The following is a 24612-nucleotide window of genomic DNA, read 5'->3' as shown; positions in this document are numbered from 1 at the left end:
GGGGCTCCGTGCTCGCGGTGACCCGCCCATGACTGCCGCTCGTCAGATCGCCAGGAGATGACGACCACGCCCCCTCGGAACCTCGACGCGATCCACTGGACGCGCTCCGTCCCGTTCTTCGCCGTTCACGCGGCCGCCCTCGCGACGCCGTTCCTCGCGCCCGTCGAGGGGCGCTGGATCGCCCTCGCCGTCGGCCTCTACCTCCTGCGGATGTTCGGCGTGACCGCCGGGTACCACCGCTACTTCTCGCATCGCGCGTTCCGCACCTCGCGCCCCTTCCAGCTGATCCTCGCGGTGCTCGGCGCGTCGGCCGTCCAGAAGGGGCCGCTCTGGTGGGCCGCCCACCACCGGGACCACCACCGCTACTCCGACGGCCCCGAGGACGTGCACTCGCCGCTCGAGCGCGGCTTCTGGTGGAGCCACGTCGGCTGGATCCTGGCGCGACGTCACGACGAGACGAAGCTCGAGCGGGTGAGGGACCTCGCGGGCTATCCGGAGCTCCGCTTCCTCGACCGCTGGCACCTCGCCGTGCCGGTCGCGCTCGGCGGTGCGCTCTTCCTCGCGGGCGGCCTCCCGGCGTTCCTCTGGGGGTTCTGCGTCTCGACCGTGTTCCTGTGGCACGGGACCTTCGCCATCAACTCGCTCGCCCACGTGTTCGGCCGCCGGCGCTACGACACCGGCGACGGCTCCCGGAACAGCTTCGCGCTCGCGCTCCTGACGCTCGGGGAGGGGTGGCACAACAACCACCACTTCTACCCGTCGACCGCGCACCAGGGCTTCTTCTGGTGGGAGATCGACGTCTCCTTCTACGCGCTCCGGCTCCTGTCCGCGGTGGGTGTCGTGAGAGACCTGCGGATGGCGCCGGACCGCGTCCGCCTCGCCCACCGCACGGCCGTGGGGGCAGCGGCGCCACGCTCCGCCGTGCTCGGACAGGGGAGCTAGCCCCGCTCACCGTCGGGGCCCCCGCGCCGCGAGTCCTCGCCAGGCCGGGGGACCGTCGCTAGAGTGGCGGCGCACCGGGAGGGGAACCCATGGAACGCCTGTCACTCGACGTGAACGGTTGCTTCGACGCCGCCGCGGACGGCCTCGGCGCGGACGCGCTCGACGGTCTCGCCCCCGCCGCGGCGGCCGCCTTCGAGGGGTTCGAGGCGCGGCGCCGCTCGGGCGAGCTCGGCTTCGCCGATCTGCCCGCCGACGCGGCCACCGCCGACGCGAGCGCCGCGCTCGCCCGCGACCTCGCCGCCCGGTTCGAGAACCTCGTCGTGCTCGGGATTGGCGGCAGCTCCCTGGGCGGCCGCGCGATCCTCTCCGCGCTCACGCACCCGTTCCACAACCTCCTGCCGCGCGACCGGCGCGGCGCCATGCGCGTCTTCTTTCCAGACAACTCGGATCCGGCCACCTTCGAGGCGCTCCTCGGCACCCTCGATCTCGAGGAGACCTGCTTCGCCACCATCACGAAGTCGGGTGGCACGGCCGAGACGATGGCGCAGCACCTCGCGCTGCGGGAGCGCTGCCTCGCTCGGTTCGGCGAGGAGGGGTACCGCGCGCGCTGTGTCCTCGTGACCGACCCGGCGAAGGGCGCCCTCCGCGCCATCGCCGACGCCGAGGGGCTGCGCGCGCTGCCGGTCCCGGCCAGCGTCGGCGGCCGCTTCAGCGCGCTCAGCGCGGTGGGGCTCCTGCCGGCCGCCGCGGGCGGGGTGGACCTGACCGCGCTCCTCGCCGGCGCGGCCGCGATGGAGGCGCGCTGCCGCTCCTCCGCGCTGCGCGAGAACCCCGCGCTCCTCTACGCCGCGGTGCTGCACCTCATGGACCGGCGGAAGGGCCGGCGGATCCACGTGCTCATGCCGTACGCGGACGGGCTGCGCGACACGGGCGACTGGTTCGTCCAGCTCTGGGCGGAGTCGCTCGGGAAGCGTCCCGACGTCGGCCCGACGCCGTTCCGCGCGGTGGGCGCGACCGACCAGCACTCCTCGCTGCAGCTCATGATGGAGGGCCCGCACGACAAGCTCGTGACGTTCGTCCGGGTCGTCCAGCCGCGCGCCGACGTCTCGATCTCGGTCCCGGAGACGTACCGGCGCCACGCCGAGATCGCGTACCTCGACGGCCACACGATGGGCGAGCTCATCGAGGCGGAGCGGCGCGCGACGGAGGCCGCGCTGCGCAAGGCGGGGCGCCCCACGATCTCGATCCAGCTCCCGCGCCTCGACGCGCGCGCGGTGGGAGAGCTCCTGATGCTCCTCGAGCTCGCGACCGCCTACGCGGGCGGCCTGTACGGCGTGAACGCGTTCGACCAGCCCGGCGTCGAGGCCGGCAAGCGCTACGCGCAGGGGCTCCTCGGGCGGCCCGGCTACGAGAAGGCCCGCGACGAGCTGCTGGCGCAGGCCCAGACGGATCCGGCCCTCGTGCTCGGCTAGACGACGGCTCGCGACTCGCGAGATCTCACGGGGGCTGCGCCCCCGCCCCGCCGACCCTGAGCCCGTCGAAGGGCCGTCGGGGGCCCACCCCGCTCGCCGGGTCTCGCTTCGCTCGCTGATTCACAGGAACACGGAGCGGCGCGCGGCGAGGTCCTCGTCGAGCATCGCCTGGAGCGTCGAGCGGGTCCGCTCGGTGAGGGCGCTCACCGTCGACGGATCGTCGGCCGCCTCAGGACCCGCTTCGCCCAGATCGATCGGGTCTCCGAACCGCAGCGACCAGCGCGAGGGGAGCGGCAGGAGGGCGGCCGCGCCGACCCTGAGCGAGTCGGTGGGCAGGGCGGCCAGGCCGAGCGCCGCGCCGAGCCAGCCTGGCCTGGAGATCGCCGGGGAGGCCTCCTCGCTTCCGACGATGGCGCAGGGGATGACGGGCGCGCCGGTGCGGAGCGCGAGCTTCACGAAGCCCCCGCGGCCGAACCGCTCGATGTGGTAGCGCTCGCCCCACGCCTTCCGCGCGACGGCGCTCCCCTCGGGGAAGACGCCGACGAGCGCCCCGTCACGCAGGATGCGCTCGGCGGGCTCGGGCGCGGCGCGGACCGCTCCGAGCCGGATCGCGAGCGGGCCGAACAGGGGCAGCCCGGCCTCGCGGTCATCGAGGAGCGGCCGGAGGTCCCGCCGGGCGGGGTGGTCGCGGTGGAGCGCGTGCCGGAGCACGAGCGCGTCCCACGGCACGACGCCGGCGTGGTTCGCCACGACGATGGCGGCGCCGGCCCCCGGCACGCGCTCGAGGCCGCGCGCCTCGGTGCGCCACCATGTCGCGTACAGCAGGTCGAGCAGCGGCTGGGCCCGCTCGTGGAAGCGCGCGTCGAGCCCGTAGCGGTCGAGCCGCTCGGGCGGCTCGAGGAGGCGCGCCAGGTCGATGGCAGTGCCGAGCGCGTGCTTCACCCGCGGCAACAGCCGCGCGACGGTCTCCCGAAGCTCGCCTGCGGCGGACGCGAGCCCCGCGCGCGCGGCGACGTCGCCGAGCCGGTGCTCGAGCCCCGCGAGCGTGCTCTCGACCCGCTGCTCGAGCGCGCCGAGCCGCTCCCCGGCAGCGCGGATGCGATCGGTCGGGGCGTTGGGGGAGGGGGAGGGGGCGTGACGCGGAGTCGGAGTCGGGGTCGGAGTCGGGCGGCTCCCCGCGACCCGCGTCACCTCGGGCGCCGGCTCGCGCGGCGCGGCCCCGCGCGCGAAGGGGTCGTTCCCGAGCACGGGACGGGCGGGCTTCGGCTCCGGGCGCGCGCGGGCTCCCGCCTTGCGCGCGCGCGGCGTGCGCTTCCCAGCTCCGGCGCGGCCGCGCCTCTTCCCTCCAGGCATCGGGCACCTCATAGACGGGTACACCCGGGGCGTCAAACGGACGGACGGGGACCGGGCGGCCCGGCGCCGCGGGTCCGGGGTGTGTGGTACGACACCGCGATGCCGCGCATCCAGGTCCTGCCTCCGGGGCTCGTGAACCAGATCGCCGCGGGCGAGGTGGTCGAGCGCCCGGCGTCGATCGTGAAGGAGCTCGTCGAGAACGCGCTCGACGCGGGCGCGACCTCCGTCGCGATCGACGTGGAGGAGGGCGGCCTCGCGCTGGTGCGGGTCGCCGACGACGGCTGCGGCATGGCGAGCGACGACGCCCTGCTCGCGCTCGAGCGGCACGCCACCTCGAAGCTGCGCGACGCCGCCGGGCTCGCGGCCATCGCGACGATGGGCTTCCGGGGCGAGGCGCTGCCGGCGATCGCATCGGTGGCGCGGTTCCGGCTCGATACTTCCCCGGCCGAGGACGGCGCCGGGACGCGCATCGAGCTCGAGGGCGGGACGCGGGTCGCCGCGGGGCCCGTCGCGCGCCCGCGCGGCACGACCATCGAGGTCCGGGACCTCTTCTTCAACACCCCGGCGCGCCGCAAGTTCATGCGCGCGCCGGCGACCGAGGCGGGTCACGTCAGCGAGGCGGTGGTGCGCCTCGCCCTCGCGCGCCCGGACGTCGGCTTCACGCTCCGCTCGGCCGGGCGCCTCGTGATCGGCTCCCGCGCCGGCGCGGACCTCACCGATCGCGCCGCGCAGGCGCTCGGCCGCGATGCGCACCGGCACCTCGTGGCGGTGGACGCCGCCCGCGGGGCGGTCCGCGTGCGCGGCCTCGTGTGCTCTCCCGATCACTCGGAGGCGACCGGCCGCGCCCTCTACCTGTTCGTGAACGGCCGCTACATCCGCGACCGTGGCGCCGCCCACGCGGTGCTCCGCGCCTTCGCGGGGACGTTGCCGCCCGGCCGGCACCCCGCGGGCGCGCTGTTCGTCGAGCTGCCCCTCGATCGCGTCGACGTGAACGTGCACCCGCAGAAGCTCGAGGTGCGGTTCGCGGAGGCGCGCGAGGTGTACGACGCCCTGTTCCACGCGATCGCGGGGACGCTCCGCACCGCGCCCTGGCTCGCGCACGGGCGGGCCGCGGCGGCCTCGGGCGGCTCGGGACCGGCGCCGCTCGCGCTCGTGCCGGCCGACGGGACCGCCGGGGGCGACGAGACGGCCGCGGTGCTCGCCTGGGCGCGCGAGGCTCACGCGCCCGAGGGGAGCGGCGCGCTCGTGCCGCCCCCGCGGCCGACGCCGGGCGCGACGGCGACGTTCGCCTTCCCGATCTCCGACGAGGCGGGGACGGCGCGGCCCGGCGGCTACTTCGCGTCGCTCCGCTACGTCGGACAGCACGCTCGGACCTACCTCCTCTGCGAGGCGCCCGGCGGGACGCTCGTGGTCATCGACCAGCATGCGAGCCACGAGCGGCTGCTGTTCCAGCGCCTGCGCGAGGCGTTCCGGACACGCCAGCTCCCCGTGCAGCCATTCCTCCTGCCGCAGGTCGTGACGCTCCCCCCGGCGGTCGCCCGGGCGCTCGAGGGGGGGCTCGCGGAGCTCGGCCGGCTGGGGTTCGACGTCGAGCCGTTCGGCGGCGACAGCTTCGCGGTGAAGGGCTCGCCCGCCGCGCTCGCGGGGGTCGATCTCGAGGGGCTGCTCCTCGATCTCGCGGGTCAGCTCGAGCTCGTCGGCAGCGGCAGCGCCGTGGACGAGGCGCTCCACGATCTCCTCGCCACGATGGCCTGCCACGCGGCGGTCCGCGCGAACCAGGACGTCGCGCCGGAGGAGGCGCGCGCGCTGCTCGACGGGCTCGACGCCATCGACTTCAAGGCGCGCTGCCCGCACGGACGTCCGGTGGTGTTCGAGCTCCCGCTCGCGGAGCTCGAGCGGCGGGTCGGTCGGCGTTGAAGGGTGGGAAAAGGGCAGCTCTCGGCGCCGTCTTCAGCGTTGAACGAGCGACGGTGTGAGCGACCGCGCCGAGAGCTCCCAAGTGGACGCCCAGCTGCCGGCTCGGAGTGCGGGGGGGTTGACCCAGAGCCGGTGCGGACTTCCCGTCAGGGATGACATTCAATCAACGTGCCCGGCCGGGTCCTGAAAATATCTCCTCGAATCCCGGAAGGTTCCGGACGACCTCGAAAAATTGACGGGCTTCGACCTTTCAGGGTTGAAAGACCTCGATTCAGGACTGCAATGAGCCGGGCGTCTGTCCCTACCGGCTGTAATTCCGTCACGCTGGTGGCAGGAAAGTTCACGGTCTCCCCAGGCCCGCCCAAAGGGAGACCCGTCGAATCCCTCGCAGATCGAGGAGGTTCGCCAGGGCTCCGCGCCGCGCCGCCCGGCACCGCCGATGCAAACGCAGCCGGACGTGCAGGGCGCGATCACAGGCAAGGACGTGCTGGTCCACTCCGTGACCATCGTCCGGCTGTTCGGCCCGATCTTCTACGTGCGATGCCTGCGCGCGATGTGGAGCGGTCGCGTCTGCACGTTCCTCGAGGTGCTCGCGGAGCACCGCTAGAAGCGCGCGGGCGCTCAAACACTCGACGCGGCGCCGCCCGTTTGGCAGAGTCCCGCGCGTGCCACGGGACCCCCGCTACAAGCCGTACCGGACGGCGCTCTGGCTCCTGTACTTCGCCGTCATCGCCGTCGCGCTCGCGGTGGTGGTGACGAGCGTGGTGCGAAACCTGCGCGGACCCCACCGTCCCCCCGCAACGGGCGCGCTCCCCACGCGGGCCGCGCTGCGCGTGTGCGTGACCGAGCTCGAGGCGCTGCACGCCGAGCAGAACGAGCGGGCCTGGCGTCTCGGGGACGAGATCGGCGAGAAGGACGCGATCCAGCGCTGGGAGATCTGGGCGCGGGAGTGGGAGCAGCGCGTCGACGACCTCGCCGATCGCTGCCGGCTCGACGCGGCGGATCCGGATCCGCAGGGCTTCGGCGGGCGAAAGGAGCTCGCCCGTGCCCGGGACGCGGTGCTGGAGCTCCACCGGGCCTACCGGGCCCAGGTGAACCGGTTCGCGCAGGAAGAGGCGAACCTCGCCCGCCAGGCCGCGGGCTCGCTGCGCGAGGCGCGCGAGGCGCTCGCGCGGCCGCCCGAGCGGAGATGATCTGATGGGGCTGCCCCCCGCGCCCCGCCTCGCTCGCCGCTCAGCCGGCCGGGACGACGGGCGGCGCCGGGCAGGTGACGCACCCCGCGCCCGTGCAGGTGTCCGGGGAGGGCGGCACCGTCAGGAACACCCAGCGATAGACCTGGACCTCGAACCCGAGCTTCGGCTTGCGATAGGGGAGCGCGGCGGTCGCCGAGTCCGCGTTGGGATCGAAGCCGTTCGACACCACGAGCTCGACGACGTGCAGCGCGCCCGCGCCGCCGGTCGCGCCGCTGCCGCCGGCGCTCGGGTACTGGTAGGCGGGGAACTCGAACGCCGGGGTCTCGCGCAGGGTGGGATCGACGCTCCCGTCGGCCGGGGCGAGGATGTCGTTGTCCTGCTGCGGCGTGAGGCTCGGGCGGTTCGTGGGGTCGTAGTTCACGAACCAGCGAGCGACGACCACCTCGTTCGTGATCGCGTCGCGGAGCGTCGCGCCGAGCCGGTAGACCGGCTCGCGCGGGCAGCCCGCCGGCACGCGCACGATCGAGTCGGGCTGGAGCACCGCGCGGACCGTGTCGTCGACCACGATGCGCGGCGGCGTCACCGGCTGGCCCTCGGGGTAGTCGGGCAGCGGCTGCGGCAGCGGGCAGCCGGAGAGGATCACGGCCGCGAGCGCGGCCGCCCTGGCGGTTCGCCTCACGCGTCGTCCTCCTCGTCGGGCGGGAGCTTCTGGCCGCGCCGCTCGGCGTCGAGCTTCTCGAGGTGCCGGAAGATGGTCCGCGGATCGACGCCGAGATCCTTGGCCGTCTTGGTGCGGTTGCCCTGGTTCCGCTCGAGCACCTCGTTGATGTAGCGCTTCTGGAACTCCTCCTTCGCCGCGACGAGCGGGAGGATGGGCTCCAGGTTCTCCGGCCGCAGATCGAGGTCCTCGGCCGACACGAGCGCCTTGTCGGCGAGGACCACCGCCTTCTTCAGCCGGTTCTCGAGCTCGCGGATGTTGCCCGGCCAGGCGTACTTGCGCATCGCGACCACCGCGCTCGGCGCGAACCCGCGCACCTTCGCGCCGAAGTCCTTCGCGTACTTCTGCAGGAAGTACTTCGCGAGCACGACGAGGTCCTCGCCGCGCTCGCGGAGCGGCGGCAGGAGGATCGAGACCACGTTGAGCCGGTAGTAGAGGTCCTCGCGGAACGCGCCCTTGCGGATCTCGTCCTCGAGCACCTTGTTCGTCGCCGCCACCACGCGGAGGTCCACCGGCTCCGGGCGCGTGTCCCCGACCTTCGTCACCGAGCGCTCCTGGAGCGCGCGCAGGAGCTTCACCTGCAGCGCGGCGGGCATCTCGCCCACCTCGTCGAGGAACAGGGTGCCGCCGTGGGCCGCCTGGAACTTGCCGGGCCGCGTGGCGATGGCGCCCGTGAACGCACCGCGGACGTGGCCGAACAGCTCCGACTCGAGGAGCGCCTCGGGGATCGCGCCGCAGTTCACCGCGACGAAGGGGCCGCTCCCGCGCCCGCTGCGGCGGTGGATCTCGCGGGCGACGACCTCCTTGCCGGTGCCGGTCTCGCCGGAGACGAGGACGCTGATGTCCGTACCGGCGACCTTCTCGATGCGCCGGAAGACCTCCCGCATCGACGCGCCCGACCCGATGAGCTCGCCGTATTGCTTCGAGCTCACCGCCTCGCGCAGGGCGACGTTCTCGCGCCGGAGCGAGTCGAGCAGCATGCCGTTCTGCACGAGCAGCGACGCCTGCGCGGCGAAGACGGTGAGCGCCTCGAGCGCGCGGTCGTCGAACAGCGAGACCACGCTGTCGTTCCCGAGGTAGATGACGCCGCAGACGTCGCCCTTCTGCATGAGCGGCGCGCACATCACCGAGCAGAGCTTCAGGTTCACGACCGACGTCGAGCCGGACCACTCCGAGTCGTGCAGGGCGTCCGCGACCACGATCGGGCGGCGCGTGTCGATGACGCGCTGGATGATCGAGTCGGAGACCCGCGCCATCGCCCCCTCGATCGTCTCGCGAGCCACGTTCCGCGCCGCGCGGACGGTCATCTCGCCGTCCTCGAACAGGATGAGGAAGCCCTTCTCGGCGTGGGTCACCTCGAGCAGCGCGTCGATGAGCTCGTCGAGGAGCCGCGCGAGGTCGTTCGCGCCGAGGAGCCGCTCCGAGAACCGGACGAGCGACTCGAGGGCGAGGAGCCGCTGGCCGGCGCTCTGGCCCGGCCGGGCGGGCGCCGCGCGCGGAGCGGGGTCGAAGAGGAGCTCCGTCCCGGCCACGCGGATGCGATCCCCGGCGCCGAGCCGCCACGCCGCGCGGCGCTTGCCGTTCACGGTCATGTCCGCGCCCTCGTGCGCGGCGGCGTTGTACTCGCGGCCGTCCCAGTGGATGTGCACGGCCGTGCGGGGCATGGCGGGATCCGGCACCGCGACGTCGTTCTCCTCGTCGCGACCGACGCTCGTGATCCGCTTCACGAGCGCGATCTCGCGCTCCACGCCGTCCGGGCTCTTCACGATGAGGGTCGCCACGGTGCCTCGCTAGAACGCCCACTCGAGCTTGACCGAGCCGCTGCCGCCGCCGGGCGCGACCTCCGTCTCGACGATGGGCACGAAGTGCTTGTGCGCGTCCCACACGCCGTACGCGTAGAGCGCCCAGAACAGGCCGGCGGAGACGTACTTCACCGCCTCGACGCGACCGAGGAGCACGCGGTCCGAGTCGGAGTACGGCGGCCGCGAGCAGCCCGGCTGACCGGAGATGCAGGTGCGGGTCCGGTCCTCCGCGAGCTGGTTGTGGAAGATGATCGCCGAGAGGTTCACGACCCCCGCCACGATCTGGCCTGCGGCGATGGCGGTCCCCTTCGCGCGATCTCCGTTCTGGAACTGGCCCGCGCCGAGCGGCATCCAGTTGAACAGGTAGAGGCGCTCCTGGACGCGCACGACCTTCGTCGGCGGCCCGGTGCGCGACTGCTCCTCCGCGAGCAGCCGCCGCTTCGCCTCGTCCGCGAGCCGCTCCTGCTCGCGCAGCGCCCGGCGTCGCTCGCGCAGCGGCGCGAGCGCGGGCTCGTGCTCCCGCTTCACGCGGTCGAAGAACTCGACGATGGGCGGCGGGACGAGGAACGGATCGAGCGCGTAGTCGGGATCGTGCGAGAGGAGGTTCACGAACGCCGCGCGCGCCTGCGCCTGATCGCCGAGGTGGTACTCGGAGATGCCGAGGATCCGGTAGGCGTCGATCGCCTCCTCCTCGCTGAGCGACGGGCTCGTCGCGAGGTAGCGCCGGAGCGTGCCGGCCGCGTCGGCGTACGCGCCGAACTCGAAGCGGTCCTTCGCGCGCTTCAGCTCCGGCGGGGCCGTGAGCACGAGCGCGATGAGGAGGGGTATCACGGCTTCACGGCTCCGTCGGAGTGGGGCGCGGCCGGCGGGGCCGCGGCGGGCTGGGGCCCGCCGAAGGCGGGGGGCGGCTGCGGCGCGGGCGTCGGCGCGGCGACGATCACCTCGCCCCCGGCCCGCAGCTTCACCTGCACGTCGCGCGTCGCGGCGCCCGCCGCCTCGAGGCCGATCCGGGCGGGCGCCTCGTACGGGCTCTCCGCGCCGGACGGCACGGGGATGGCGAAGGCGGCGCGCTGCGACTCGCCGGCGGTGCCGATTAGCTTGCCATCCACGTACACGCGCGTCGCCGGATCCCCCTCTACGCGCAGCCGGGCCGGGCGCGGCTCGAGGGGGACGCGCAGCTCCACGATCCGCTGCGCCTCCTCGGCGGTGATCTCCCGGACGAACGGGGCGCAGCAGGCGTGCTCGAGCTGGATGACGTGCGGGCGGCCCGGCGGGATCGAGAACCGGACGAGCTGCTCCCCGCGCGCCACCTCGATCCCGTCGAGCAGCGCGCGCTGCGCGTACGGCCGGACATGCACCGAGAGCGAGGCCGGGGGACCGCCGGGGCTCTCGTGCTGCCGGGCGGACGCGTCACCGCGGGGGACGCGGGGGCGCTGGCCGGCGTGGGCCTCGCGGGCGGGCGCGGCGGCCGGATCGCCTTCGCGGCGCGGCTCCGGATCGCGCACGGGCTCGGGCTCGGGCTCGGGCTCGGAAGGGAGCGCGCCCGCTCCGGTATGGGCGGTCGAGGCGCCGGCACCGGGCTGGGCGGCGTCGCGCGCATCGGCGGCCGCCGATGCGGGCGGCGCGATCGCGGGGCGAGGCACGAGGACGACGACCGCGGCCGTCGCGGCGGCGACGGCGAGCGCCGCGCCGGCCCCGAGGGCGATCCGCTGGAGGCGCCGCCGCCGCGTGAGCCGGGCGAGCTTGGCGGGGATCTCCGCGTTCTCGGGATCGATGGCGAGGACGCGCGAGTAGAACGCGAGCGCGCGCGCGGAGGCCCCCTCGGCCAGGGCCTCGTCCCCGCGGGCGGAGAGCGCGACCACCGCCCGCGCCGGGAACGCCGCCTTGAACGCGGCGGGGTCGCGCAGGAAGGCGACGAGCTCGTCGGGCGCGCGCTCGAGCCCGCTCTCGGCGAGGAGGCGATCGAGCACCTCGCGCACCTCGGCGGCGCTCGACGGCCGGCGCTCCGGGTCGAGCGAGAGGCAGCGGACGACCAGGTCGGCGAGCGCGTCGGGCACGCGCGCGTCCACCGCGCGCGGGTCCTCGAAGTCCGCCTCCAGGACGCGGCGGAGGATCGCGGTGGGGTTCGGCGCGGCGAACGGGAAGTTCCCCGTCGCGAGCCAGTAGAGGATGGTCCCGAGCGAGAAGAGATCGCTGCGCGCGTCCGCCTCGCGCCCCTCCACGATCTCGGGCGCCATGTGGTGCGGCGAGCCGACGAGCGCGCCCGTCATCGTCATGCGCTCGTCGGACGCGAGGATGCGCGCGATCCCGAAGTCGGCGAGCTTGACCGCCGGTCGATCACCCTCGTGCACGAGGACGTTCTCGGGCTTCAGGTCGCGGTGGATGACGCCCGCGGAGTGCGCGTGCACGAGCGCGTCCACGAGCGCGCGTCCGACGAGCGCGCCGATCTCCGGGAAGCCGAACCCGACCTCGTGTGCGAACACGCGGAGGGTGCAGCCGCGGACGAACTCGGTCACGAGGTAGCTGTCGGCCGCCCCGTCGCCCGCGTAGTCGTAGATCTCGACGATGCCGGGGTGGGAGAGGCGCGCGACGGCACGGGCCTCGCGAGAGAAGCGGGCGCGGGAGTCCGGCGCGGAGGCGAGGTGCGGGTGCAGGAGCTTCACCGCGACCTCGCGATCGAGGGCGGTGTCGCGGCCGCGGTACACGACGGCCATGCCCCCGCTCCCGACCTGCTCGAGCAGCTCGTATCGTCCGAGCCTGCGGATCACCGACCCCTCGCCCTCGAACGCCTCGCGCTCGCGTGGGTATCCTCGTGCTGCACGACTCACCCGGCACCCCGCGGCGCACCCCGCCGCGGCTCGTTCCGGATCGCGACAGCGGTGACCGGATCGGGCGTTGAACTATGACACGGATGCCCCGCCGCAGCCATTCTTGCGGCGGGGGACGGCGCGCGCCCGCTCGCCGCCGCCGTGGCTACCCGGCGGGGAGGGCGCCCGTGCCCGAGCCCGGCAGGAAGCGCCGCGCCGCGAGCGCCTGGATGGTCGCGGGGATGGCCTCGGTGGAGACCGGATGGAGCGACCGGAACCCCAGGGCCGCGAGGCGCGCGGTGTCGTAGTAGTGATCCGCGGTCATCCAGTGTAGCGCCTCGCGCTCCACCCTCGGCGCGAGCGCCGCCGTCGCGCCGTTCCGCCCCGCAAGCGTTCGCCACGCGCGCTCCAGCCGCCGGTTCATGGGCCCGAGCAGCGCTCGGTCCGGGACGTGCTGCACGAGCCAGAGCAGGGACGCGGTGAGACGAGGCAGCGCCGGCAAGAGGCGGCCCGGCTCGTAGCCGAGCGCGGCCAGGGCGGCCGAGAGGTGCTCCGCGAGCGGCAGCGGCGCCTCGTCCCCCACGTTGAACGCGCGCCCCACCACGTCGCCGTCGTCCGGGTGCTGCACCACGTGGACGACCGCGCGCGCGAGATCGTCCAGGTGGACGAGGTGCGCGACCGGGCCGCGGCGGATGATCGGGATCCGGCGGTTGCCCGGATCGAGCAGCGCGAAGAACGTGAGCGCGCGGACCGGTCCGCCGGTGAGGGTGGGGCCGTACAGGATCGTGGGGCGCAGGACCGTGAGCGGCGCGCCGCGCCGGAACTCTGCCCAGCTCGCCTGCTCGGCGCGCCAGCGGATCCGCTCGAGCGCGGTCCGGGGCGCCTTCAGCTCGCCCTCGCGGCAGGGGAGGTTCCGCGGCCTCCCGTAGACCGCGGCGGTCGACACGTGCACGAGCCGCCGCGCGCCGGCCTCCCGGGCGAGCGCGGCGGCGGCGCTGGCCGCCGCGGCCTCGGCGTCCGCGCGAGCCCGCTCGTCGAGATCGCGCGGCGTACGGACGCCGAGGTGGACGACCGCCTCGACGCCGCGCGCGTCCACCTCTAGGCGCGGGCGACCGTCCGCGCCGATGGGTGCGTGACGGACCGAGAAGCCGGCGCGGCCGAGTGCCGCCGCGACGGCGTCCGGGACGGCGCCGGCCGAGCCGGTGAGGATCGCGAGCCGCTCCACCCCCGCGAGTGTAGCAGCGGGGCTTCCCTCAGGCCCTGACCTCCTCGGGCTTCTTGGCGGCTGCAGCCTTCTTCTCGGCCTCCGACTCCGGCGTCGGAGGCGCCTGCCGCCCGACCGGGTTCTCCTCGAGCGCGGCCTTCAGCACCTCGTCCATGTGCGCCGCGAAGACGAAGTCGAGCTCCTTGCGAGCCTGCTCGGGGACGTCCACGAGGTCCCGCTCGTTGCGGGCGGGCATGATGATCCGCTTGATGCCCGCGCGGTGGGCCGCGAGGACCTTCTCCTTGATCCCGCCGACGGGCAGGACCAGGCCACGCAGCGTGACCTCGCCGGTCATCGCGACGTCGGAGCGAACGCGGATCCCGGTGAGGAGCGAGACGAGCGCGGTCAGGATCGTGACGCCCGCGCTCGGGCCGTCCTTGGGGATCGAGCCCGCGGGGAAGTGGATGTGGATGTCGGTCCGCTCGAGGAAGTTCGCCGGGATGCCGAGCGAGTCCGCCTTCGAGCGCAGGTACGAGAGCGCCGCCTGCGCGGACTCCTTCATCACGTCGCCGAGCTGGCCGGTGAGGGTGAGCGACCCCTTGCCGGTCATCTTCGTCGCCTCGATGAAGAGGATGTCGCCGCCCGCCGCCGTCCACGCGAGGCCGGTCGCGACGCCCGGGATCTCGGTGCGCTCGGCGGTCTCGTTGTAGAACTTCTCGGGCCCGAGCATCGACTCGACGTCGGCCTCCTCGATGTCGCGCTTCGCGCCGGCCTGGAGCTTCCCGCTCGCGACCTCCACCGCGACCGCGCGGCACACGTCGGCGATCCGGCGCTCCAGGTTACGGACGCCCGCCTCGCGCGTGTACGCCATGATGATCTTGATGAGCGCCTTCTCGGTGATGGCGATCGCGTCCGCCGACAGCCCGTGCTCCCTGAGCTGCTTCGGGATCAGGTGGTTCTGCGCGATGTGGACCTTCTCCTCGAACGTGTAGCCGGGCAGCTCGAGGATCTCCATGCGGTCCTTGAGCGGGCCCGGGATCGGATCGAGCAGGTTCGCCGTCCCGATGAACATCACCTTCGAGAGGTCGTAGGCGAGATCGAGGTAGTGATCCGAGAACGCGTGGTTCTGCTCCGGATCGAGCACCTCGAGCAGCGCCGCCGACGGATCGCCGCGGAAGTCCGCGCCGAGCTTGTCGATCTCGTCGAGCATCATGACGGGGTTCACCGTCCCCGCCTTCTTCATCGACTGGATGATCCGGCCGGGCAGGGCGCCCACGTACGTGCGGCGGTGCCCGCGGATCTCCGCCTCGTCGCGCACGCCGCCGAGGGACAGGCGCACGAACTTGCGGCCGATGCAGCGCGCGATGGACTGGCCGAGCGAGGTCTTGCCGACGCCGGGCGGCCCGACGAAGCACAGGATGGGCCCGCGCATGTCGTTCTTCAGCTTGCGGACCGCGAGGTACTCGAGGATGCGCTTCTTGATCTTGTCGAGGCCGTAGTGGTCGGCGTCGAGGATCTGGTGCGCGTTCTCGATGTCGAGGTTGTCGTCGCTCTTCTTCGACCAGGGGAGGTCCGCGATCCAGTCGAGGTAGGTGCGCGCGACCGTGTACTCCGAGCTCGCCGTCGGGATCGACTTGAGGCGGTTGAGCTCCTTCTGCGCGACCTTCTCCACCTCGGAGGGCAGGCCGGCCTTCTTGAGCCGCTCCTGCAGCTCGTCGAGCTCCTCCTCCTCCTCGCCGAGCTCGCCGAGCTCCTCCTTGATCGCCTTGAGCTGCTGGCGCAGGTAGTACTCGCGCTGCGTCTTCGACATCTCGCCCTTCACGGCGGAGTCGATCTTGTTCGAGAGCTTGAGGATCTCGCGCTTGCGGTTGAGTAGCTCGAGGACGAGCTTCATCCGGGACTTGAGATCGGTCGTCTCGAGGACCTGCTGCTTCTCCTCGATGGGCACGTCCACGTTGGCCGCGATGAGGTCGGCGAGGTGGCCCGGGTGCGTGATCGACTCGACGAGCTCGGTCGCCGCGGCCGGGAGCTCGGGCATGAGCTCGATGACCTCGCGCGCCAGCTTCTTCAGGTTGATCGCGAGCGCCTCGACCTCGACGTCGTCGGTGACGGGCTTGTCCTCGACGGGATCGACCCGCGCCTTGAGGTACGGGCTCTCCTGGACGAGCTCGAGGACCTTGAAGCGCGCGAGCCCCTGCACGACGAGCGAGTAGTTGTCCTCGCCCATCTTGAGCAGCTTCACGACCCGTGCGACGGTGCCGACGCTGTAGAGATCGGCCGCGCCGGGATCCTCCTCCTCGGCGCGCCGCTGCGTCACGACGCCGATCACCTGCTCGTCGCGGACCGCGTCCTTGATGAGGGCGATCGTCTTCTGCCTCCCGACCGCGAGCGGGAGCACGCCGCCGGGGAAGAACACCGAGTTCCTGAGCGGCAGGATCGGGAGAACCTGAGGGATGTCCTCCTTGGCGATGAGCCCCGGAGGCCCCATCGCCGGGGCGACCTGCGCACCGGCTGCGCCCTTCTTTTCCTTCTCAGACATCGCCGTCTCCTTGCCGAATTCGGATGGGATGGGATACCCGCGCGAGCAGCGGATATCAACGAAAAGCGTTTGACCTGTCGGGCGTTACGGGTGCGGCGTGCCGAGCAGCAGCGGCACCCTGCGGCCCCTGCTGCCGAGGCGTCAGTCCTCGTTGAGGGCGGTACGACCGGGGCGCGGCACCGTGCGTCCGTCGGGTTCGCCCCCGGCTCCGCCCGGGTCGGTTCGAGCCGGACCGTTCGATGGGGCCCACAGCCCGGACCCCGGGATTCGCCCGTCGTCTCCGCTCCCGGAGACGTATCCGGCGCGGTGGGAGATCTGCTGGGGGGCGGCGCCGGGACCCTCCGCCGGGGACCACGCGTGTCTGCGGATCATGCCCTCTGCATAAGGACTGCTTCCGCGAGAGCAAGCGGGTGGACACCTTGGGCGCCGTGTTGCCCGGTGCGCATGCGCTCGCGCTCCTGGCAGGCGCCGCGCTCGCCGTCGCCGCCGTGGCAGCGCTGCGCGCGCTCGCCGCGAGGCGACGCGCGGGGCTGCCCGAGGCGGCGGAGCGGCTCGTCGCGGGCGCGCTCGAGCGGCTCGGGGACGGCGTCCTCGTGGTCGGCCGGGACGGGCGCATCACCCGCGCCAATGCGGCGGCGGAGCGGCTCGCGGGCTCGGACGCGGCGCCGCTCGCGGGCAAGGACCTCGCGACCGTCGCCGAGGCGCTCGCCGTCCTGCGGCACGGGCTCCGGCGGGCGGACGCCACGTCCGGGGCGGTCTCGCTGCGCACCGGCGTCCGGGCGACCGCCGCGCTCGTCCGCGTGTCGGATGCACCCACGGTGGATGTCGTGGTCCTCCGGGCGGAGCCGGCGCGCGCGGCGCCGCCGCCCTTGCCCGCGTCGAGGCCCGCGACCGGGCCCGCGCCGGCGCGGCTCGGCGACGTGCTGGCCGGAGCCGCCGCGTGCGTGAGGGCGCCCATCGCGCGCGCCGCCACCGCCGCCTCCTATCTGCGTCTCCTCGCGCCGCCGCTCCCGCCGCGCGCCGCCAAGCAGCTCTCGCTGCTCGACGAGGCGCTGGAGGAGGCCGCGCGCCGCGTGGGGACGCTGCACGACGCGGCGGAGAAGGCCGCCGGCACGCCGCGCGCGCTCGAGCTCGCGCCGCTGGTGGCGGATCTGCTCGCGGCGTGGGCGCCGCCGCCGGGCGTGCGCGTGCGGAGCGCGCTCGAGCCGGCGCTCGCGATGGGGGACGACCGGCCGCTGCGGGCGGCGATCCGCGAGGCGCTCCGCGCCGTCGGCGCGGGCGCGGGCCGAGGTGGGGAGATCGCGGTGAGTGTCGGGCGACGTGGCGCAGCCGCGGTGGTGGAGATCGCGGGCGGCGCCGCGGCGGACGACGGCGGCGCGGCGGCGGTCGCGCGCGCGCTCGTCGCGCCGCACGGCGGCCAGGTGGAGGACGAGGCGGTGCCGGGCCGCGGGAGGACGCTGCGCATCCTCCTGCCGCGCGCCGCGGACGCGGTGACGCCGGACGCGCCGCAGGTTTGACCTGGGCCGGGGCTGAGATAGCATCGCCGCCGCCCCGGGAGGCCGCATCGTCCGACTCGGCCACATCAGCGATCTCCACGTCTCCGACCGAAGCCGCTATCCCCGCAACGGCTTCTCGGCCCGGGACTGCGAGAAGCACTCCGCTCGCCTCGCGAAGGGGCTGCTCGACGCCCTCCGCGAGATCGGCGTCGACCACCTCGTCGTCACCGGCGACCTGACGTTCTCGGGCGAGCCCCGCGAGTTCGAGCGGGCCGCCGACCTGCTCCGCCCGTTCGCGGAGGCGCGCAAGCTGACGGTCGTCCCTGGCAACCACGATCTCTGGACGGAGGACTCCGTCGAGACCGCCCGGTTCCTGCGGGCGCTCGGCCCGGACGGCCTCGGCATGAAGAAGGCCGTGCCGAGCTACCCGCACGTCGTGCCGCTCGGGGACGAGGCGGTGCTCGTCGCGCTCGACAGCGCGCGGTGGGGCGAGGACCCGTGGACGACGCCCGGCCGCATCGGCGGCGACCAGCTCCGCGCGGCGCGCGAGATCGTCCGCGAGCACGCGAAGCTCGGGCGCGCCGTCGTGCTCGCGTTCCACCACCACGTCGTCCTCCCACCCGAGCGCGTCCCATCCGACGTCCACGTCGCCCGGATGCCGCTCGCGGACGCCGACCAGGTCGTCCGGCTCGTCGCAGACCTTCCGGTGGCAGCCGTGCTGCACGGCCACCGTCACACCGCGTTCCGGGTCGACCTGCCCGGCGCCGCCGGCGCGACGCCGGTCCTCTGCGCGGGCTCTGCCTCGCGCGTCGCGGACGAGCCGGTCCGGCGCGCGCGCGCCTACGTGTACGAGATCGATCGTACCGGGGTGCGCAGCGTCGAGGCGCTCGTCTCCGGCTCGGAGTGAATCCCATGAAGAAGCTCTTCCTCGTCGCGGTGCCGATCGGGCTCGCCGTGCTCGCGATCGCCTTCCTGCTCACCGGCTCCCGCGAGAAGGCCGACGCCTACGAGGCCCGGCTCGAGCGCGCCCGGCTGAAGCGCGACTTCTCGGAGCGTGCGGGCGCGGCGCGCGCGATCCCCGCCGACCGGCTGCCGGAGTGGCGCGACGAGGTCGCGGCCCTGTCGCGCTGGTACTTCGACGAGCTGCAGGCGATCCGGAACCGCCATCCGGGCGAGCCGGCGCGCTCGACCGGCGTCCAGGCGGCCGCCGCGGATCGCAAGGGGAAGCTCGAGGAGAAGGATCGGACCCAGCTGGAGGACTTCCAGAAGTACGCCGACGGCCGGCTCGCGCTGCTGCGCGAGGGCCGCTACGCGCCGGTCCAGTCGATGATCGCCGAGGGGTTCCGCCTCGATCTCCTCGCCGTCGAGCCGGGGACGCCTCCGGAGGGCGGCTCACCCGGGCTCCGCATCGACTTCGCGCTCTGGGGCAGCCCCCGGTTCCTCGAGCGGGAGCGGGGCGGGGAGCGCACCGTCGTGCGGAGCGTCGTGCCCGTCGCGTTCCGGCGCATCGCCTTCCACTTCCTCGACGCGGCCGGCAAGCCCTACGGCGAGATGAGCGGGGGCGGGGAGCCGTACCAGAAGCTCAGCGACCCCGAGCGGTTCCAGGACGACTTCCCGCCCGGCGCGCTCTTCGGCACCTGGTGGGTGGAGCTCCTCCCGCGCGAGGCCGCGACCGTCCAGCTCGAGATCCAGACCGACGTCCGCGGCGCGAGCGGCGCCGTCCGGCCCGCCACCTTCCAGGCGCAGATCCCGGTCCCGGACTCCTGGAAGCTCCCGCCCGGCGCCACCTTCCAGGCGGAGGTGCGCGAGGCGGCGGCGCCCGCGCCGTAGGGCCCCGTGACGACGCGGAAGGCGAGCGGCAAGGCCAAGAAGGGCGACGCCGCGCCGGCGCGGAGGCGCGCGCCGCCCAGCCGGAAGGCGCCCGGGCTCCCGGACCCGGGCGGCGACGCGCCGCTCGAGGAGCTGTCGCGCGACGCGCTCTCCGTGTTCCTCTACGTCGCGCTCCTCCCGGAGGAGACGCGCGCGCTCGTGAAGGAGCTCGGACTGTCCGTGCCCGGGTTCCGCACCGAGGCGCTCTCGGACGTGGAGCGGAGCGACGTGCTCGCCGACGAGATCCGCGCTCGCCCGGAGGCACGGGCCCGGGTGCTCGACGCGCTCCGCAAGGCGTTCGGCGCGCCGCCGCTCGCCCGGACGCCGCTCGACGCGATCGCGGCCGACGATCTCCTCACCACCGGCGCCTCGGACCACGGCCTCACGCTCGCGCTCTGGCGCGTCCTCGCCGATCCCGCCGCGGACGTCCGCGCGCGCGCGGCGCCGCTCCTCGACGAGCTCGTGAAGGAGTACTACGGCCCCCTCCCCGAGGCGGCCGGGCGCGGGGCGGCGAAGGCCGCGCCGCGCGAGGAAGGCCCGGACCTCGCCGCGCGGGTCGCGACGCTCGAGAAGGAGCTCACCGAGGCGCGGGCGCGCGTCGAGTCGGGGCGGAAGAAGGCGGAGGAGCAGCGCGACAAGCTCCAGGAGTGGCTCAAGGACGCCCGCGCCCGGGCGGCGCAGGCGGTCGACGACGCGGCGCGCGCGCGGGAGGCGATGGAGGCCGCGCAGCGCGCGCGAGAGCGGTCCGACACCGAGCTCGCCGCGGTGCGCGCCACCGACGCGGCGGCGGAGGCGCAGAGGGCCCGCGCCGCGGCGCGGGAGCTCGAGGCGCGCGCCGCGGCGCTCGAGGCGAAGCTCGCGCGGCAGGAGGAGCGGGAGCGAGAGCTCGAGGCCGCGCTCCGAGAGGCGCGCGCGCGGGCGGAGGCGGAGCGGCCGCCGTCGGGCCAGGTCTCCGCGGCGGCGGAGGGCGCCGAGGAGCTCGAGGAAGCGCCGGCCTCGTGGCTCATGCCGGTGTACACCCGCGAGTTCTACGACTCCCTCGAGGGCTGGGATCGGCGCATCCAGCGCGCCGCCTTCAAGCAGGCCAACCTGCTCGCGCAGGATCACCGTCACCCCAGCCTGCGGGCGCTCCCGCTCGAGGGGCTCCCGGGCTACTACCGGGTGCGCGTCGCGACCGACGTGCGGCTCCTGTACCGGCGGGGGGAGAGGCAGAACGCGATCGAGGTGCTCTCGCTCATCGACCGCGAGGACCTCGATCGCTACGTGCGCCAGGCGAAGACTCGCTCCTGACGAGAAGAGGCGCCGGGCACCGCGAGCCGTGGCCCGCCGCACCCGGCGCCCCTCACGGCACGTGGCGCTACTCCGCGCCTTCCAGGTTCTGCAGATCCGGGGTCGGCCCGGGCGGCTCGTCCACCGCGGGGACCGCGGGCTTCCGGCCCCGCCGGCTCCGCGGCGGCGGCTCCGCTGCCGCCGAGAGCTCCTTCCCCGCTGCGAGCAGCCGGGCCCACGCCTCCGCGGACGGGGTCGCACGGGCCGCCTCGAGGGCCTCCCGGTACGCCGTCCGCGCCGCGTCGAGCCGGGGGTTCACCTTCGCCATCCTCGCCTCCCTCCCTACGAATCGAATCTCCGGCCGGGAATCCGGTCCGGACTCAGCGGCAAGATAGGCGCAGAGGTGGGGGGAGGTAAGCCGACCCGCGGAGCACCACGTGGGCCGCAAACAGGTTGCCTACGCGGCGTGACGCGCTGATGAACGCGTGGTCAGGCGGGCGCCCGGCCTGCGCTCAGCCGAGCTTGCGGTAGACGCCCACCACGACGCCCAGGATCATCGTCGTGCGGAAGTCGGAGGCGCGCACGTAGATGGGCGCCATCCGCGGGTTCGAAGGCTGGAACCTCACGCGGTCGCCCTCGAAGTAGACGCGCTTCACGGTCGCCTCCTCGTCGATCATGGCGACCACGATCTCCCCATCCTCGGCGTGGAGCTGCTTCTTCACGAAGATGTAGTCGCCGGGGAGGATCCCGTCGCCGATCATCGAGTCGCCCTGCACGCGCAGGCCGTAGACCTTCTTGTTCGTGCCGAGCAGGAACGAGTCCACCTGCACCGTGTCCTCGACGCGCTCCTGCGCCAGGATCGGCTGACCGGCGGCGACGCGGCCGATGATCGGGATCTCGACGAGCCGGCCCATCGGCTTCAGGGCAGGGGCGGGGGTGCGGGTGAAGGGGACCACGTTCGACGTGCGCGCGCCGCCGTTGCCGCCGAGCGTCTCGCGCCCCTGCGGCGTCGGGATGAGGGCGCGGGACTTCACCGGGTCGCGGGTGAGGTAGCCCTTGCGCTCGAGCGCCTTCAGGTGGTCGTTGACGCCGTTCGTCGAGCGGATGTCGAGGGCCTCGCCGATCTCGCGGATGGTCGGGGGGTAGCCGCAGTCCTCGATCTGCCGGGCGATGAAGCGGAGCACTTCGAGCTGCCGGTCCGTGAGCGCGTCCATCGGTCCTCCTGGAGCTGGACTGAACACCGGTATACTGGCCCCACGTTCAGAAGGCAAGAACGCGGCCACGCGGTTGCCCGCGGCGCGCGCGACGGCTACCGTCCGCCCGTGCCCCCGACCTTCGGCGCCGCCCTCGGCCTCGGCCTCTCCGCGCTGCGCCGCGAGGCCTGGCTCCTCGCCCCAGGGCTCGTCGTCGCGATCGCCCGGCGCGCGCTCACCTGGCCCGCCCTCGTCGTCGCCTGGACGCTGGTCGTCCGCGGCGCGCTGCTCGCCCTCTCGCACCGGCCGCTCGATCCCGGCGCGGCGATCGCCGGCGCGGTCGCGACCGCCACCTCGCCCCGGTTCCTGGCGCTCGTCGTCGGCCTGTGGCTCGCGGGGGCGCTCTGCGGCGCGGCGCTGCGGGTCGTCTGGCTCGCGGGCGCGCTGCCGACGCTCGCGGGCGCGGCGGCAAGGGAGCCGCGCGCGCCGCGCTTCGCGGCGGGGGTCGCCTACGGGACCCCGCGGGTGCTCGCCACGGCGCTCCTCGGCCTCGTGCTCGACCTCGCCGCGGGGCTGTTCGCCGTGACGCTCGCGATCGCGGCGCTGCGCATCACCCTCCAGGCGGCGGGCGGGCACGGCTCCGCGGCGCTCGCCTTCGCGGTCGCCGCCGCGCTGACCCTCGCGATCGCCGTCCCGCTCGCGCTCTCGGTCGTCGCGGACGCTGCGGTCGCGCGCGCGGCGCTGCGGGCGGAGGGCCCGGGCTCCGCGTTCGCCTCCGCGGCGCGGCGGTTCCTCGCGCGCCCCGGGACGTTCGTCCTCGCGGCGATGGTCTTCGGGTTCATCGCGTCGCTCGCGCCGGCGACGGTGGAGGCCTTCGGGGGCGCCGCGACGGGCTTCGTGAGGGACGCGCCGGCGCTCGTGCTCGCCGGGCCGAACCTCATGCTCGCCGTCGCGGCGGCCGGCGTCGCGGCCGCCGTGGACCTCGCCTGGCTCGGCTCCCTCGCGGCGCTCGTCTGCGCCGACGCGGGCGATTGAACGGGGACTGCGCGAGCGGACGCGCTGCCCGCGTTCGACGATCGACGCGCGGCGAGCCCCAGCACCGGGCGTTCGGTCAGCGGCGGAGGAGCTGCCGGACGGAGATCTTCTTCATCCGCACGGTCGCGACGTGGTACCCGGCCGCGGAGAGGGAGAGGAGCACGGAGCCCGCGAGCGCGAGCCAGCCGAGGAGGTGGGCGGTCGGGCTCGCGAGCACCACGAGGCCGCCCACGGTGAGCCCCGCCGCGAGGAGCCCGAGGAAGACCATGACCCCGAGCGCGCGGACCTGCGCGCCGATCCGGTCCATCGCGTCGCCCGCGACGTTCACCCGGAACTTACCGCCCTCGAGATCGACCAGGATCTGGCTGAGCTGGCTCGGCACGTCCTCGGCGAGCCCCTGCAGCTTGAGGAGCGACTTCATGAGGACGCCGGACGCGTCGGAGGGGTTGAAGCGCGCGAGGAGCAGCTCCTTCGCGTACGGCAGCCCCACCTCGAGCACGTCCAGCTTCGGGTGGAGCCGGCGGATGATCCCCTCGATCGTGATCGCGGCCTTCGCGAGGACCGCGTACTCCTTCGGGATCCGGATCCGGTGGCGGATCGCGAGATCGAGCAGATCCCGCAGCAGGGTCGCGGTCCGGATCTCGTCGAGCTTGAGGCCCAGGTAGCGGTCGAGGATCCCGCGGATGTCCTCGCGGAAGTCGGCGATGGGGGTGTGCGCCTCCGGGACCCCGATCCGGTTGAGGAGCCGCGCGACGGTGTCCGGGTCGCGCAGCGCGACCGCCACGATGAGCGTGACGAGCGACTCCTGCTGCTGCCGCGTGAGCCGGCCGACCAGGCCGAAGTCGAGCAGGGCGATCCGGTCGTCCGGGAGGACGAGGATGTTCCCCGGGTGCGGGTCGCCGTGGAAGAGCCCGTCCTCGAAGAGCTGCCGGAACGCCGTCTCGATGACGTTCTTCGCGACCTGCTCGAGGTCGTGGCCGTCCTCGGTGCGGACGTCGGAGATCTTCTTCCCCTCGACGTAGTCGAGCGTGAGGATCGTCGAGGAGGAGAGCTCCGCGTGGACGCGGGGGATGACGACGACCTCGCGCCCCTCGGCGGCGTCCCGCATCTCGCGCGCGTTCCGGGCCTCGTTCCCGAAGTCGAGCTCCTCGTGGACGGTGCGGTCGAACTCCTCGATGATCCCGGTCGGCGTGTAGATGCCGGTCTCCTCGACGACCGCCTCGAGCAGCCGCGCGAGGTAGTGGAGGAGGGCGAGATCGGACTCGATCTGCTCGCGGATCCTGGGGCGCTGCACCTTCACGACGACCGTCTCGCCCGCGTGCGTCACCGCCCGGTGCACCTGGGCGATCGACGCGCTCGCGAGCGGGACCTCGTCGAGCGAGGCGAACAGCTCCTCGACGCGGCGGCCCAGGCCGCGCTCGATCTGGTGGAGCACCTCGGCGATCGGCAGCGGCGGGCAGTCGTCCTGCAGCGACTCGAGCTCGTCGATCCAGTGCGACGGGAGCACGTCCGGCCGGGTCGAGAGGAGCTGCCCGAGCTTCGTGAACGTGGGCCCGAGCTCGGCGAGGAGCTGGCGGAACCGCGCGGCGGTCTTGCGATCGGGCGGCGGCAGCGGCGCGCCCTCCGCCGGCGGGGCGTCGCGCCCGAGCACGTCGCGGAGCCGCGTCTTCTCGAGGTAGGAGCCGAAGCCGTGCCGCGCGACCGCGTAGGCGATCTGGCGGAGCCGGTTCAGGTCCTGGAGGGTTCGCTCGAGCATGAGACGGGCGGACTCTAGCACCGCGATCCCGGCCTCGCCACGCGGCG

Annotated in this window: 20 protein-coding genes; 10 read left to right on the top strand and 10 right to left on the bottom strand. The window is 74.2% G+C overall.

Annotation, left to right across the window (positions count from 1 at the left end; translation table 11 throughout):
• The first annotated feature begins 57 nt into the window (after window positions 1-57).
• Window positions 58-942, top strand: coding sequence for an acyl-CoA desaturase (locus MNY62_RS10270; RefSeq protein WP_242344062.1), 885 nt, complete (start codon window positions 58-60; stop codon window positions 940-942).
• An 89-nt stretch (window positions 943-1031) separates the two neighbouring features.
• On the top strand, window positions 1032-2414 hold the full coding sequence (locus MNY62_RS10265) for a glucose-6-phosphate isomerase (RefSeq protein ID WP_242344061.1): 1383 nt from the start codon (window positions 1032-1034) through the stop codon (window positions 2412-2414).
• 120 nt (window positions 2415-2534) lie between these two features.
• Here MNY62_RS10265 and MNY62_RS10260 read toward each other — a convergent pair whose 3' ends face one another.
• The gene (locus MNY62_RS10260) at window positions 2535-3767 is read right to left on the bottom strand and encodes a lysophospholipid acyltransferase family protein (protein WP_242344060.1); all 1233 of its coding nucleotides are present in this window, start codon (window positions 3765-3767) and stop codon (window positions 2535-2537) included.
• A gap of 99 nt (window positions 3768-3866) precedes the next feature.
• On the opposite strand from MNY62_RS10260, the gene mutL reads away from it, so the two are divergent.
• The 3 genes from mutL (at window position 3867) to MNY62_RS10245 (ending at window position 6877) form a co-directional block, all read left to right on the top strand.
• Complete coding sequence (mutL, locus tag MNY62_RS10255) at window positions 3867-5684, top strand: DNA mismatch repair endonuclease MutL (RefSeq protein ID WP_242344059.1); 1818 nt, start codon at window positions 3867-3869, stop codon at window positions 5682-5684.
• A 439-nt stretch (window positions 5685-6123) separates the two neighbouring features.
• Window positions 6124-6291 (top strand): hypothetical protein, encoded by a 168-nt coding sequence (locus tag MNY62_RS10250; RefSeq protein ID WP_242344058.1) that lies wholly within the window; start codon window positions 6124-6126, stop codon window positions 6289-6291.
• A 58-nt stretch (window positions 6292-6349) separates the two neighbouring features.
• Entirely contained in the window at window positions 6350-6877 is a 528-nt protein-coding gene (locus tag MNY62_RS10245; protein ID WP_242344057.1) for a hypothetical protein, read from the top strand.
• Between the two features lie 40 nt (window positions 6878-6917).
• Here MNY62_RS10245 and MNY62_RS10240 read toward each other — a convergent pair whose 3' ends face one another.
• From MNY62_RS10240 to lon, 6 genes are all read right to left on the bottom strand, one after another.
• Window positions 6918-7556, bottom strand: a complete 639-nt coding sequence (locus MNY62_RS10240; protein WP_242344056.1) for a hypothetical protein — start codon at window positions 7554-7556, stop codon at window positions 6918-6920.
• Window positions 7553-9376 carry a sigma 54-interacting transcriptional regulator gene (locus tag MNY62_RS10235; RefSeq protein WP_242344055.1) on the bottom strand — a complete coding sequence of 608 codons (1824 nt, stop codon included), beginning with the start codon at window positions 9374-9376 and terminating at the stop codon, window positions 7553-7555. Before MNY62_RS10235 ends, MNY62_RS10240 begins: the two co-directional genes overlap by 4 nt.
• A 9-nt stretch (window positions 9377-9385) precedes the next feature.
• Window positions 9386-10228: a tetratricopeptide repeat protein gene (locus MNY62_RS10230; RefSeq protein ID WP_242344054.1), complete on the bottom strand. Its 843-nt coding sequence runs from the start codon at window positions 10226-10228 to the stop codon at window positions 9386-9388.
• Entirely contained in the window at window positions 10225-12165 is a 1941-nt protein-coding gene (locus MNY62_RS10225) for a serine/threonine-protein kinase (RefSeq protein ID WP_242344053.1), read from the bottom strand. Before MNY62_RS10225 ends, MNY62_RS10230 begins: the two co-directional genes overlap by 4 nt.
• 205 nt (window positions 12166-12370) lie before the next feature.
• Complete coding sequence (locus MNY62_RS10220; RefSeq protein WP_242344052.1) at window positions 12371-13429, bottom strand: NAD-dependent epimerase/dehydratase family protein; 1059 nt, start codon at window positions 13427-13429, stop codon at window positions 12371-12373.
• A 28-nt stretch (window positions 13430-13457) separates the two neighbouring features.
• Entirely contained in the window at window positions 13458-15947 is a 2490-nt protein-coding gene (gene lon / locus MNY62_RS10215) for an endopeptidase La (RefSeq protein ID WP_242344051.1), read from the bottom strand.
• Between the two features lie 410 nt (window positions 15948-16357).
• On the opposite strand from lon, the gene MNY62_RS10210 reads away from it, so the two are divergent.
• Genes MNY62_RS10210 through MNY62_RS10195 form a run of 4 tightly spaced genes read left to right on the top strand, consistent with a single transcriptional unit; the run spans window position 16358 to window position 20602 of the window.
• The gene (locus MNY62_RS10210; RefSeq protein ID WP_242344050.1) at window positions 16358-17464 is read left to right on the top strand and encodes a PAS domain-containing protein; all 1107 of its coding nucleotides are present in this window, start codon (window positions 16358-16360) and stop codon (window positions 17462-17464) included.
• A 22-nt stretch (window positions 17465-17486) separates the two neighbouring features.
• A complete protein-coding gene (locus MNY62_RS10205; RefSeq protein ID WP_332842123.1) occupies window positions 17487-18350 on the top strand; it encodes a metallophosphoesterase family protein in 864 nt (287 codons plus the stop codon).
• Window positions 18351-18355: 5 nt separating this feature from the next.
• Window positions 18356-19273, top strand: coding sequence for a hypothetical protein (locus MNY62_RS10200; protein ID WP_242344049.1), 918 nt, complete (start codon window positions 18356-18358; stop codon window positions 19271-19273).
• A gap of 6 nt (window positions 19274-19279) precedes the next feature.
• Window positions 19280-20602 (top strand): type II toxin-antitoxin system RelE family toxin, encoded by a 1323-nt coding sequence (locus MNY62_RS10195; protein ID WP_242344048.1) that lies wholly within the window; start codon window positions 19280-19282, stop codon window positions 20600-20602.
• A gap of 67 nt (window positions 20603-20669) precedes the next feature.
• Here the strand turns inward: MNY62_RS10195 and MNY62_RS10190 are convergent, their stop codons facing one another.
• Together MNY62_RS10190 and lexA are read right to left on the bottom strand one after the other, a co-directional pair.
• Entirely contained in the window at window positions 20670-20909 is a 240-nt protein-coding gene (locus MNY62_RS10190; protein ID WP_242344047.1) for a hypothetical protein, read from the bottom strand.
• Between the two features lie 184 nt (window positions 20910-21093).
• Complete coding sequence (lexA, locus tag MNY62_RS10185) at window positions 21094-21795, bottom strand: transcriptional repressor LexA (RefSeq protein WP_242344046.1); 702 nt, start codon at window positions 21793-21795, stop codon at window positions 21094-21096.
• Between the two features lie 108 nt (window positions 21796-21903).
• Here lexA and MNY62_RS10180 point away from each other — a divergent pair, with 108 nt between their 5' ends.
• Window positions 21904-22809 carry a hypothetical protein gene (locus MNY62_RS10180; protein ID WP_242344045.1) on the top strand — a complete coding sequence of 302 codons (906 nt, stop codon included), beginning with the start codon at window positions 21904-21906 and terminating at the stop codon, window positions 22807-22809.
• Window positions 22810-22885: 76 nt separating this feature from the next.
• On the opposite strand, the gene MNY62_RS10175 is transcribed toward MNY62_RS10180, so the two are convergent.
• Window positions 22886-24565 (bottom strand): ABC1 kinase family protein, encoded by a 1680-nt coding sequence (locus MNY62_RS10175; RefSeq protein ID WP_242344044.1) that lies wholly within the window; start codon window positions 24563-24565, stop codon window positions 22886-22888.
• Between the last annotated feature and the right edge of the window lie 47 nt (window positions 24566-24612).

It is taken from the genome of Anaeromyxobacter terrae (assembly GCF_022690685.1).
GTDB lineage: Bacteria > Myxococcota > Myxococcia > Myxococcales > Anaeromyxobacteraceae > Anaeromyxobacter > Anaeromyxobacter terrae.
This window is presented reverse-complemented; position numbering and strand designations above follow the sequence as displayed.